The following is an 11766-nucleotide window of genomic DNA, read 5'->3' on the forward strand; positions in this document are numbered from 1 at the left end:
GGGGCGGCGCATTACTTTAGCCCGGGCCAAGGCGCTTGCGAAGCGGCGTCAATTCTTTGCCGCTGCCGCCAGCAAATCGCATCGGACCAGGGAGGGACCGACGTCCGCAGTCCCCGCCTCCCTGGTCCTTTTTCATGATGCACTCCGCGCGTCAGGCCTAGCCGCTAATAAGCTGCATGGCCATCTTCGGCAGCGAGTTGGCCTGGGACAGCATGGCCACGGCCGACTGGGTGAGAATCTGGTTCTTCACGAAATTGGTCATCTCCGTGGCCACATCCACATCGGAAATCTGGGATTCGGCCGACTGCAGGTTCTCGGCCTGGATCTGCAGGTTGGAAACGGTGTTTTCCAGGCGGTTTTGCAAGGCGCCCAGGTTGGCGCGAATCTTGTCCTTGGAGACGATGGCCGACTGGAGGGCGTCGAGGGCCTTCTGGGCCAGGGCCTGGGTGGAGATGCTGCGGCCGGAGGCCCCGGACACGGCGCCCATGCCCACGCCCAGGGCGGAAGCCGTGGAGTTGCCGATCTGGACGTAGTAGTAGTCCTCGGCGCTGGAGTTGCCGGTGCCGAAGTGGACCTTGAGTTTGCCCACGGAGCTGATGCCGGTACCGTCGTGTTCGGCGCCGGAAAGGTTGCCGTTCAAGAGATAAATACCGTTGAAGTCGGTCGCCATGGCGATACGGGTAATTTCCGAAGCCATGGCCTGATATTCGGAGTCGATGATCAGGCGCTGATCGGACGTGTACGTGCCGGTAGCCGCCTGTTCGGCCAGTTCCTTCATGCGGATGAGCTTTTCGTCCACGACCTGGAGCGCGCCGTCGGCGGTCTGGATCATGGAAATGGCGTCGTTGGCGTTTCGCACCCCTTGGTTGAGGGTGGAGATATCCGCGCGCATGAGTTCACGGATGGCCAGGCCGGCGGCATCATCGGCCGCGGTGTTGATGCGAAGGCCCGACGACAGGCGCTGGGTCGAGGTCGACAGGGCGCCATAGGAATTGGACAAGTTCCTGGCGGCGTTCATCGCCATCATATTCGTGTTGATGGTCAGGGCCATAAAAAACCTCCTTGTTGCAACCAGACATTCCTTGTTGGTTTTTCTAGGATTAAGCAGACACCGTACCAACACTCATTTCCAAATGAATAACAGTATGATACACATCCAATTCAAAGGTGCGGGAAAAAAATGCCTCCCGCGAAAGTCAATTCTCCCGCGCCATTGCCGCGCCCGGGCGGCCACGGCCGGACCGGGAGCCGGGCAAGGTTTTCCGACCGACGAAAAAAGGCCGCCCCGGACAGGGGCGGCCTTGGGCGCAGGCAAGGAGAAGGGACGGGACTAACGCTTGAGCTGGATAATCTCGGAGAGCATGGTGTCCACGGTGGTGATGGTCTTGCTGTTACCTTCGAAGCCGCGCTGGGTCACGATCATGTTGACCATCTCCGTGGCCATGTCCACATTGGAGGATTCCAGGGTGTTGCCGGAGATGGAGCCCACGGAGCCGCTGTTGGGCCGGTTGGTCGTCCCCTCGCCGGATTCCAGGGTGGCGGTGTAGAGGCTGTTGCCGGCGTTGTCGAGTCCTTGCAGGTTGGTGAAGTTGGCCAGAGCCAGCACCCACAGTTGCAGGCTCACGCCGTTGGAGAAGGTGCCGGTCAGCACGCCGTCGCTGTTCACCGAGACGCTGGTCAAAAGCCCCGCGGTATAACCGTTTTGGGAGCTGAACACCGTTGAGGAGGACGTGGCGTAGTTAGTGGTCACGTTGCTGTTGATCTTCAGTTTCGCCGGGTTGAAGGAACCGAGGGTGGTCGGATCGGTCGGGTCGATGTCGCCCAGGGTGGTGCCGGTGGCCCAGCCCGTGGTGCAACGCATGCCGAGGTTGAGCGAGATGTTGGTGGCGCCGCTCTGGTCCGTGAAGCTGCCGTTGGAAACGGACTTGAAGTTGGCCGTGAATTCGGGATAGCCGCTGGACGAGATGCCGGCCACGCTCCATGTATCCGGGTCGAAGGCACCGGCGGTGGCGTTGCTGGCCTTCAGCGTATAGGCGCTCATGTTTTCCATGGACCCCGAGGAGTCGAAGGTCATGGTGCCGACCATGAGCAGGCCGGCCACCGCGGTATTGGCAAGGGGGTTGCCCGCGGCGTCCACTCGGCCGTCCTCCGACGGGTTGCAGGTCACGGAGTATTCCCAGTATTCCTTCCCGTCCTTATTTTTGATCTTGTCGTAGTAGGTGGTCAGGGTATGGGGTGAGCCGTTGGCATCGTACACCTTGACGGTGGTCTGATAATCGTAGGCAGTGGAGGCCATGGCCGGGTCCTTGGAGCCATCCCAGGTGGCACTCATGGCGTAGAAGCTGGACCCGGCATTGGAGTCGCGGGTGGTGGCGCTGGTGGAATCGGAATCCAGGTTGGTGATGACGGTAACGCTGGTGGTGGCCTTGGCCGGACTGGAGTACGAATCGAGGACGATGTCCCGGATCTGCCCGGTGATCGGGGTGTTGCTCAGGGTCGAACCAGAGGCATTGGCAGTGTCGAGCTTGTCCTGATCCACCTTCCAGCCCTGTACGGCCAGTCCGGTAGTGCTCACCAGGTAGCCGTTCTCGTTGAAGTGGAAGTCGCCGGCCCGGGTGTAATACATGGTCTGGTTGCCGGTATTGAGCATCTTGCCGTTGGAGCCCACCGAGCTCTTCTGCTTGACCATGAAAAAGCCGTTGCCGCTGATGGCCATGTCGGTGTTGATGCTGGTAGTTTCGAGGCCACCCTGGGAGTAATCCGTCACCACGGAGCCGACGCGCACGCCGCGTCCGACCTGATCCACGCCCGAAGCCGTGCCGATGGTGGCGCTCATGAGCGTCACGAAGTCCGTGCGCGCCGACTTGAAGCCGTAGGTATTCACGTTGGCCAGGTTGTTGCCGATGCTGGTCATCTTCGTCGAGTTGGCCATCAGACCGGACACTCCCGACCACATGGCGGTATTTAATCCAACGCCCATATAAACCTCCTCCTTTCGTCCCGTGTCCGCGCGGCTAGGAGCCCGAATTGCTGCCTGAATCGCTGCCTGAATCGCTGGTCTTCGTCGGGGTCTTGTCGACCACATTGGTGATATCGTTGAAAGCCACGTACCGATCGTTACCGATATTGAGGTAGTACGTTCCGTTTTGCTGGGTGACGCCGACCACGGTGCCGCTCATGGTGCTCGACACCTTCATGACTTCGCTGTCGGCGTTGGTGGCGGTCACCGCGATCTGATACTGGCCGTCGTCACAGACGTTGCCGTCGTAATCCTTGCCGTCCCAAGTAAATTCCACATCCCCGGCTTTCGTTGCTTCAAGGTCCTTGGTGCGCACGATGGTGCCCGCGCTGTCGAGCACGTTGACCATGCAAGTTTGCGCATCCTCGGGCAGGGTGAAGGTCACGGAGGTGGCCTTGCCCTTGGTGAGGCTCACGGCGGTGCCGGTGGCCTCGATGGTCTTGCCGATGAAGTTGACCGCGCCCATAACCTGCGACTTCTCGTTGAGGGTGGCCAGGTTATCGATGCCGGAATTGATCTCGGTGAGCTGCTCGAGGCTGGAGAACTGGGCCAGCTCGGCCACGAACTCCTTGTCGTCCATGGGGCTCAGGGGATCCTGATGCTGCAACTGGGTCACAAGCAGTTGCAGAAAGGCGTCCTGGCCGAGGCTGGCCGCGCCTGTCTTCGATGTGGTCGACGTGGTCGACTTATCGGCGCCGAGGATGCTGCTGACGTAACTCATGGCTATGCTCCGTTGTTACGCGAAAAGGTCGAGCCCGGAGGCGGCGGATGTCGCGGCCTGGGGCACGAATCCCGAAGCGTCGGCGTCCAGGGCGATGCCGCCGCCGGACCGGGCCAGACGCTGGGAGGAACGCATCCGTTCCATGGCCTCGCGCTGTTCACGGGCCTGGTTGTGCTGTTCGGAACTTTGCCAGGCGCTCTGGTTGTCCTGGGAAACGCCGGTCTGCACCTCGAGCTTGGTCACCTTGAACCCCTGGTCCTCCAGGGTCTTCTTGATGTGCGCCGCCTGATCGTGCAGCATGGCGGCCGTGTCGGCATTGTCGGCCTTGATGATCGCCTTGACTTCCTTGTCCTTGACCGTCAGCGTGACGCTCAGCTTGCCAAGCTCGTCGGGCGAAAGATTGAGGGTCAGCTGCTTGGCGTTCTGGCCGACGTTGCGCAGGATGCCGGTTTCGAGCTGACGCGCGGCCCGGGCCGCCAGGGCGGCGTCAAAGGGCTTGGCCTGCGAGGCCTGGCGCGAACCATTGACCGCGTCCATGGCGGCCATGGTCTGGGCGGTATTGCTTCCCGCGCCGGTGGTGGCCTGTCCGCCGGACTTGTCCACCCGAACCTTGCTCCAAAATTCTCCCCAGTTCCCTTCCTGGCCGTTTTGCTCGAAAGAACCGCCCGCGCCGCCGCCTTGCTGTCCGGCGGCAAATCCGCCCGCGTTGCCGGCGGCGTTGCCGTTGGGATTCCCGGCCGCGAACTGGGGCGTGGTTGCTGTCTGCTTGGGCGAAGCCTGGGCTTGTTGCGCCGTATCGCCCGAAGAAGCGGTCTGGGCGCCGACGCCGGTCGTCGCGGCCTGGTTGCCGGTCGCGACCGCCTGTTCGGTGGCCACCGCGCCGGCCTTGCCGTGCAGCTCGGAAGCCGCCGCCTGGGCGCTTTGCCCGGCGACCCGGCCATCCTGCTGCCCTTGGCGCGCCTGGCCGGAGCCCTGGCCCTGCGTGGCGGCATCCGTCGTCAGGGGCGAGGTCCCGGCGTCGGGCACATCGGCCAGCACGTCGATGCCGGGCTGACTGGCCGTGGGCACGTCCTGGGCCGTGACCTTCTTTTCGCCGCCCATGGCCACGACCTGGGCGGCTTTGCGGGCCACGTCGTCCTGATGCAGGTCGGAGCTGATCTTGGTTTCCTGCCGCTGCCAGGCTCTGTCCAGCACCACCGAAGCGGCCTGGCGAAAGGCCTGCATGGACTGCGCTTCCTGGCCCAGCTGGGACAAAATCTCGTTCTTGACCAGGCCGAAGGCCGTACGCAGGCCCTGGCCGGACAGCCCGGATTCGGCGCCCGACTGGTCGAACAGGGCGGTCAGGCGCTTCTGGGCGGCCTCGGACAGGTTCATGGTCCGGCCAAGGGCGGTTATTTCGGAAGAACCGAGGCTGACCGAGGCGTCATCGCCGAGGCTCGACACCTTGTCGCTGATCTTGGACCAGACGCCCTCGGTTTCGCCCTTGCCGAGCGAATCCACCATGGACTGCGACTCGTCGGCGGTGAAGCCGAGCTTGCCGAAAAGACCGAGCAGCTGCACCGTATCCTCGTTGGACACTTCCTTCTTCTCGTTGCGTTCGGTCTTGGAAATCTTCTTTTTCACCTCATGCATCATCTCGCCCCAGGTCAGGCCCTCCGGGCTGTCGGCCTTTTGCTCCATGGCGGCGAGTTCGTCTTCGGAAAAGCCCTGATCCACCAGGTCGTCATGCAGGGCGGCAATATCTTCCCGGGTCATGGGCAGAGCCATCAGTTCCTGGCTGCTGGGTGTGTCGGACGCCGCGAGCGGATCGGTGATGGTGCTGGCGGAAGCGGAGGCGAAAGAGACGCTCGCCTGATCGGCGCCAGCCTGCGTGGCACTTGCCTGCGTGGCGCTTGCCTGGGTGGTGCTTGCCTGGGTGGTGCTTGCCTGGGTGGTGCTTGCCTGGGTGGTGGCGCGGGCGCTTTGCATAAGGCTCGCGAACATCGCGGACTGGCGCGAGGTGAGCGCGGCGTTTTGCTGCATGGCGTCTGCGGCTGCCTGTGCGCGCGTGGTGACAAGCGGAAGAATCTGCATACTGGGCCTCCTGACGCCTGACATTGTTCAAGACCCGTTCCATTTTTGAAAAAGGAGCAGTGGCGGCATCTTACCGATTTGAAAGAAAGGAGGCAGGGAGTTTTTTTCCGCCTTGCCGGGCCGATACGCGGCCCCGGACCCGAAAGGTCGGGACAAGGGCAAGGATGGTGAGGAGAAAAACGGAAGGGGCGGGAAGCGATCCGGTGGTGCGTGCTCAGGACCTGGAAACGAGGGAAGCGGTACGTTCGAGCAAGGCCAGGCAGCGCAGGCGCGAGGCCCGGTCGCCGTCGGCGTTTTGCAGCAGGCGTTCGACAAATCCGGCCAGGGGTCGGACCACCGGGGCAAAGGTCAGGGCAAAGCCGACATCGGGCACGCCCCCCTGGCAGGCCAGCCGGGCAAGCCGCGCGCCAAGGCCGGCCAGTCCCCGGGACAGGGCGGCGAGGAGCCGGGGATGGGCCACGGCGAGGGCGTCCAGGGCGGCCCGGGGCTCGGCCGCGTCAAAGGTTCCGAGCAGCCAGCCGAACTGGGCCCGCCAAAACGCCCCCAGGACCTCCCGGGCGTCGGGACGTTCCCCCCGGCAAAGGGGCGTCAGCGCGTAGAGCCCCAGCCCGTCGCGGCCTGTGGTGAGCAGTTCGTAGCCGGGGACCATGGCCCCGGCCAGCCGGGCCGTCTCGCCCCGGGCCAGCCGGGAAGCCACATAGGCCACCCGGGCCGCGTCCAGACGTTCCCGGCAATACGGCCGCTCCCGCACACAGCCCCAGCAGCCCCGGCAGGACATGCGGGGCCGCAGCACGAAATGGCCGGGCTGGTACGGCCCGGTTTCGTAGGCGCTGACCGGCCCGACGGAAATGTTGAGCGTGCGCAGCCCGGTCCAGGCGGCCAAGTGCATGGGGCCGGTGTCCGGGGTGATAAGCAAGGACAGTTCCTGACCGAGCACGGCCAGTTCCATGAGTCCCAGCCTGCCGCACAGGTTGCCGACCGGAATGCCGGCGTTTCTTGCCGCCTCGGCGCCAAGCGCCACCTCGCCCGGACCGCCAAGGAGCACCGGCACCAGCCCCCGCCGGGCCAGTTCCCGGCAAAGCGCCCCGCTAAACGCCGCGGACGGCCGTTTGTCGCGCTCGCTTGCACCCACGAACACCCCGACCTTGGACCGGTCGGGCCGACCGCCGCGCGGCGCGGGCCAGGCCGTTGCCGCCATGTCGCCGGCCGGGATCAGGTCCAGGGCATTGAGTTCGGCCCAGTGGAAGCGGTTGTGGCGGTTGTTGCCGACAACCGAGGCCCGGTAGAGTTGCCAATCGCCAGCCACCCGCACCACGCCGGCCGCGTCGGCGACCGGGCCCAGGGTCGTTTCCGCCGGGATCAGCCCGGCAAGCCTTGCCGCCTCGGGCCGGATGCTCAGGTTTATGACCAGGGCGTGTTCGCGCCGGGCCAGTTCGGCCCCGCGCGACAGCGGCCAATACCCGGCCGGGGGACTCAAGGGAGCCAGGGGCGCGGCGAAATCGGGCTCGGCCACCACCGTGACCGGATGGCCGGGGTAGCGCCGGGCCAGCCACAACAGCAGCGGATAGGTGAGGATCAAATCCCCCATCCGCTGGGTCTGAAGCACGGCGATGGGGAGCTTTTCAGCCGCCACGTCCGCCCTCCGCGATGCGCCACAAGGCCGCGCTCTCCGGCGCAAGGCGCCCCAGGCCGGCCAGGACCTCCGCCTTGGCGGCGCAGTCCCCGGCCAGAGCGGCAAAGGCCGTCCCGGCGGCGGCGGCGAATTGGTCGTCCTCGTATTTGTGGTGGAGCTTGAACTGGTTGGCGAATCCCGAGCCGTACTGCCCCCCGCCCTGGCCCGAGGCCGCGCCCGTGGCCTTGGCGTGGACGACGCGCAGATGGCCCTGATACACGGCCGGCTGGCCGGCCAGGAGCTGGCGCAGGTCCATATCCAGGTCGTCGTACTGGGTGGGGGAAAAGCGCAGGTCGAAGCCGCCGAGTCGCTCCAAAACGGACACGCGAAACAGATGACAGCAGCCCGTGACCGATGCGCACGGCCGGCAGACGCCGTAGGCGCCGTCATCGGCCGTGGCCAGCCAAGGCCGGGCCAGATCGAAGCCCCTGCCCCACTCCCCCTGCAAGCGCGGCGTGGGGAGCAGATGGGTGTCCGCGCTCTGGACGAAATGCGGGCTGCCGATGCCCCGGATCATCGCGCCCCACACGCCCGCCCCGGGATGCGCGGCAACGGCCGCCCCGAGCCGCCCCAGCCAGTCCGGCGGGGGCAAGGCGTCGTCGTCGAAAAAGGCCACGAATCCGGCGCATCGGGTCCCGGGCAGGGCGGCCAGCCAGTTGCGGGCGGCGGGCGCGCCGATATTGACCGGAAGCGCCACGACCTCCATGCGCCCGGCCATGCGCTCGCGCCAGCCGCAAAGCAGCGCGGCCGTATCGTCGCCCGAACCGTTGTCCAGCACCGTCAGCCGCGCCCCGCCGGCGGCAAAGGTCCAGTCGGTCCGGGACAGGGCGTCCAGGGTGCGGTCCAGCAGCCGGGCGTTATTATAGGAATAGACCAGCACCGCGACCGGACCGGGCAGAGGCGCGGTGCGCCAATCGAAGCCGATAGCCAGATCGTGCAGCCGGGCCAGCGCCAAGGCGTCAAAAGGCCGGGCCGCAACCGCCCGGGAAAGCGCGGCAAGCCCCCCTTCCCGGTTCCCGGCGGCCACAAGCGCCTCGGCCAGACGCTTGTCCACGGCCGGCGTCGGCAACGCGCCCTCAAACAACGTCGCCGCCGCACCGGCCCGGCCGGCAAGCAAGGCCAGTTCGCCGGCCACCTGCCGCCCAAGCGTCGCAAGCGGCTCCGGCAGCGCGGCCAGGACATCCACGGCTTCGTCAAATTGCCCGACCATGGGGGCCAGACCGGCGATCCTGTGGGCCAGGCCTGGATCGTCCGGGGCCTTCCCTTGCCGGGTCAGCAGATAGGCCAGCATCCTGGCCGTCTCACGCCGTGCGGCCAGACGCTCGAAATACGGCTCGGGGGCGCTTTTCCCGGCATGTGCGGCCACATGGACCGCGAGGCGAGCCGTCTCGGGCGGCAAGAAAGGACGTTTCGCATTGCGGGCCGCAAGCACCGCCGCCGCCTCGGGCCACAGCGGCGCGTCCTGCCACACGGCCAGGGCCAGGGCATCGGCCAACCCCGGACACGCCTCCCCACCGGAAATGGCCGCGTCCCGGGCCGCCGCCAATCCGGGACCGCGCCCGCCGACAAGCAGCAGGCGAGAGACCGCTTCCGGCAACCGGGCAAACGGCGCGGGGTCCGTCATGCCCCGCCCCCGAAAGTCTGGCGCATCACGGCGAAAAGCTCGGTCATGCGCCGGGGATAGGTGTGCTCGGCCAGCACCCGGCGGCGGCCGGCCGCGGCAATGGACGCCCTAGCGGCGGGATCGGCCAGGTAGCGGGCGAGGAGTTCGGGAATCTCCTCCACATCCCTATATATGGCCACCTCACGGCCGGGCTCGAAAAGCCGCTCCATCTGGGCCCGCTCGTCGGTAAGCACGAACGCGCCGCAGGCCGGCACGTCGAAGACGCGCTGGTTGACCGCGCCCTTCATCTGCAGGCTGGTGGCGTTGAAATTGACCTCGGAGAGCGGATAAAAAAGCGGCAACTGGTTGTAATAGGCCAGCTCCGGCTGGTAGCGCCAGTCCGTTCCCTCGCCGCCAAAGGTGTCGCGCCAGCCGGGATCGCCGACAAGCAGCGGCTTGTGCGCCATGGTGCGCGCCACGCAATCGGCCCGGTAGCGGCGCGTGGATTCCCAGATCACGGCCGTCTCGAAGGCCAGACCCCGCTCCACGGTCCCAAGGGCCGCATAGACCGGCAAAAGATCGGGACGGACCTCGGCCATGTAGGCGCGCACCAGCCGATGATGCGACGCGCCAAACCCGGCGGCCAGCTCGCCAAAGGCGTCGAGAAGCGTCTGTGGCGGTTTGGCGGCGGCCAGACGCAAGGCGGTCTTGACGCGCATGGAATTGCCGACGAAAGACACCCGCGCCCGCCAGGGATGCTCCGCCGGCTCGGGAGGGCGCGGCGCGAAACGCGTCTCGTCGGCGGCCAGCGGCAGATAGTGGACGTGGGGAAACCCGGCCGCGACAAGCGGTTCGATGCTGTCCGTGTCCCAGGTGAAAAGGACCGTGTCGGCCGTCGCCGCCGGGGCATAGAGCGGCAGGGTCAGTTCCGGGCTGTCCACGAACCACGAGGCCAAAGGCAGGCGCATCCCGGCAAGCAGCGAAAGCAGCACGCCCTCGCGGTCCACGCCCAGATGGTTGACGGTCAACAAAAAATCCGGACGGAATTCGGCCACCGCCCCACGCACAAGGGCCACGAAAGCGTCGAGGTCCATGCTGTCGCCGGTTTCGAGATAACGGCACGGCGCGCCAAGCCGCTTGCAAGCGGCCGTCACCTCGCCCAAAAGAAACAACCGGCTGGTCAGACACAGCACCCGGGGCAGCTTTTGACGGAAAAGCGGCCTTCGGGAACCAGGCGTGGCGACAGGCCGGGAAGAAGCCATGACGCCCCGTCAGCCGCAGATGGCGGCCAGGGCGGTTTCGTCGGCGAGAATCTGGAAGAACTGGAGCAGCTGGACCAGCCCCAGGGTCTTCTCAACGGGTTTGCTCAGCCGATAAAGGTAAAAAGACCGCCCGGCGCTGCGCATCCGGGTGTTGACCGACACCAGAAAGCCGATGCCGGAGGAATCCATGAACGTGACTTCGGAAAGGTCGATGACGACCGTTCCCACGCTGTTCCCGTCGAGTTCCGCGTCCAGGCTGCGCTTGAGGTCCCCTGTGATCTCCAGGGTGATTTCGCCGACGTAGCGCAGCATCAAGGCGTTTCCAACATGCATGATGGTCAGCTTTTCCACCGCGTCGTGCCTATGTCCTTATGGATGAAGACCACGTTTTCGCCGTCCCGCTTATGCACCCGGCAGTGCGTCGAGAGCATGCGCATGATGTAAAGGCCCCGGCCGCCCTCGGAATCCGGTCCCGGATTCTCGAAGCGGGCGTCCGAGACAAATCCCTTGCCCCAATCCACGATCTCAAGCTCCACCCACTCCCCCGGCAGCACGCCCAGTCGGACTTCCACCCGGCCCGGGGCTCCGCCGTAAGCATGCCGGCAGACATTGGCGCAAGCCTCGGTCAGGATGATGTCGAGGTCGTGCAAGGCGTCGGTATCGGCCAGATGCTCGCGGGCCAGATACTCCACCACGTCCTTGGCCAGCCGACGGCTGTCGCCAGGATGGGAGATGGCGCCAAAAACTTTGTGAATCACCGGCTGTTTCAAAATCCCGCTCCGGATGGCTTGCGGCCGCTTGCCGCGTGTGAGCCCGATTACGCTTTGCGCTGAAACCTCAAGCGCCGTCAAGGGGCCGGGATGCCACCCTCCCCGGCAACACTTCCCCGGCCACCGTCACCGCTGCCCGCCGCACCCGCTGAAGCAAAAGCCGCACGCCTCATAACTCCATGTAGGTCGCCTTGCTGGCTTCCTTTTCCAGAACCGAAACGCTCACCAGCCGGGCCGCCTCCCCTTCCAACGCCCCCTCCAACTTCCGGTAAATATACCGGGCCAGATTCTCGGACGAAGGATTCTCCACGTCAAACGGCGGCACCTCATTTAAATGATGGTGATCGAGCGGCGCCAATATCTCGCGCAAGCGCCCCCGCAGTTTCTTGAAGTCGATCAAATACTCGATCTTCGGATCGAGCCGCTCGCCCTCCACCACAGCCTCGACGCCGAAATTGTGGCCATGCAGATTCTCGCACGGCCCCTCATAACCCCGCAGACAATGCGAAGCGCTAAACGACTCCGTCACCGTCAACCGCCATATCCCACGTTTATTCGTCATAATTTTCCCTTTGGGAGAGGAGGGAGAACTGGGGGAGGGGACCCCTTTTTGAAAAAAGGGTCCCCTCCCCCAGGCCCCCACCCC

At 65.4% G+C, this 11766-nt stretch carries 10 protein-coding genes; all 10 read right to left on the minus strand.

Going from position 1 to position 11766, the window contains the following annotated elements:
* Positions 1 to 157: 157 nt before the first annotated feature.
* Positions 158 to 1051, minus strand: coding sequence for a flagellin (locus ACMZ6R_RS14400; RefSeq protein ID WP_416112644.1), 894 nt, complete (start codon positions 1049 to 1051; stop codon positions 158 to 160).
* A 279-nt stretch (positions 1052 to 1330) separates the two neighbouring features.
* Positions 1331 to 2980, minus strand: a complete 1650-nt coding sequence (locus tag ACMZ6R_RS14405; RefSeq protein ID WP_416112646.1) for a flagellar hook protein FlgE — start codon at positions 2978 to 2980, stop codon at positions 1331 to 1333.
* A 34-nt stretch (positions 2981 to 3014) separates the two neighbouring features.
* Entirely contained in the window at positions 3015 to 3740 is a 726-nt protein-coding gene (locus ACMZ6R_RS14410) for a flagellar hook assembly protein FlgD (protein WP_416112648.1), read from the minus strand.
* A gap of 15 nt (positions 3741 to 3755) precedes the next feature.
* Positions 3756 to 5813 (minus strand): flagellar hook-length control protein FliK, encoded by a 2058-nt coding sequence (locus tag ACMZ6R_RS14415; protein WP_416112650.1) that lies wholly within the window; start codon positions 5811 to 5813, stop codon positions 3756 to 3758.
* Between the two features lie 214 nt (positions 5814 to 6027).
* The gene (locus tag ACMZ6R_RS14420) at positions 6028 to 7446 is read right to left on the minus strand and encodes a glycosyltransferase family 9 protein (protein WP_416112652.1); all 1419 of its coding nucleotides are present in this window, start codon (positions 7444 to 7446) and stop codon (positions 6028 to 6030) included.
* Positions 7436 to 9109 (minus strand): glycosyltransferase family 2 protein, encoded by a 1674-nt coding sequence (locus ACMZ6R_RS14425; protein WP_416112654.1) that lies wholly within the window; start codon positions 9107 to 9109, stop codon positions 7436 to 7438. Before ACMZ6R_RS14425 ends, ACMZ6R_RS14420 begins: the two co-directional genes overlap by 11 nt.
* Positions 9106 to 10350 carry a CgeB family protein gene (locus ACMZ6R_RS14430; RefSeq protein WP_416112656.1) on the minus strand — a complete coding sequence of 415 codons (1245 nt, stop codon included), beginning with the start codon at positions 10348 to 10350 and terminating at the stop codon, positions 9106 to 9108. The genes ACMZ6R_RS14425 and ACMZ6R_RS14430 overlap by 4 nt, the downstream gene beginning before the upstream one ends.
* 9 nt (positions 10351 to 10359) lie before the next feature.
* Entirely contained in the window at positions 10360 to 10701 is a 342-nt protein-coding gene (locus ACMZ6R_RS14435) for an STAS domain-containing protein (protein WP_416112658.1), read from the minus strand.
* On the minus strand, positions 10689 to 11120 hold the full coding sequence (locus ACMZ6R_RS14440; RefSeq protein ID WP_416112660.1) for an ATP-binding protein: 432 nt from the start codon (positions 11118 to 11120) through the stop codon (positions 10689 to 10691). Before ACMZ6R_RS14440 ends, ACMZ6R_RS14435 begins: the two co-directional genes overlap by 13 nt.
* A gap of 169 nt (positions 11121 to 11289) precedes the next feature.
* Entirely contained in the window at positions 11290 to 11682 is a 393-nt protein-coding gene (locus ACMZ6R_RS14445) for a 6-pyruvoyl trahydropterin synthase family protein (RefSeq protein WP_416112662.1), read from the minus strand.
* Positions 11683 to 11766: the final 84 nt, after the last annotated feature.

Origin of the sequence: Solidesulfovibrio sp. C21 (assembly GCF_047785625.1) — a bacterium.
Classification (GTDB): Bacteria; Desulfobacterota; Desulfovibrionia; order Desulfovibrionales; family Desulfovibrionaceae; genus Solidesulfovibrio.

Coding starts and splice junctions, on each gene's coding strand:
- ACMZ6R_RS14430 (WP_416112656.1), bottom strand. CDS start 10,350: ATGGCTTCTTCCCGGCCTGTCGCCACGCCTGGTTCCCGAAGGCCGCTT.
- ACMZ6R_RS14445 (WP_416112662.1), bottom strand. CDS start 11,682: ATGACGAATAAACGTGGGATATGGCGGTTGACGGTGACGGAGTCGTTT.
- ACMZ6R_RS14405 (WP_416112646.1), bottom strand. CDS start 2,980: ATGGGCGTTGGATTAAATACCGCCATGTGGTCGGGAGTGTCCGGTCTG.
- ACMZ6R_RS14425 (WP_416112654.1), bottom strand. CDS start 9,109: ATGACGGACCCCGCGCCGTTTGCCCGGTTGCCGGAAGCGGTCTCTCGC.
- ACMZ6R_RS14415 (WP_416112650.1), bottom strand. CDS start 5,813: ATGCAGATTCTTCCGCTTGTCACCACGCGCGCACAGGCAGCCGCAGAC.
- ACMZ6R_RS14400 (WP_416112644.1), bottom strand. CDS start 1,051: ATGGCCCTGACCATCAACACGAATATGATGGCGATGAACGCCGCCAGG.
- ACMZ6R_RS14410 (WP_416112648.1), bottom strand. CDS start 3,740: ATGAGTTACGTCAGCAGCATCCTCGGCGCCGATAAGTCGACCACGTCG.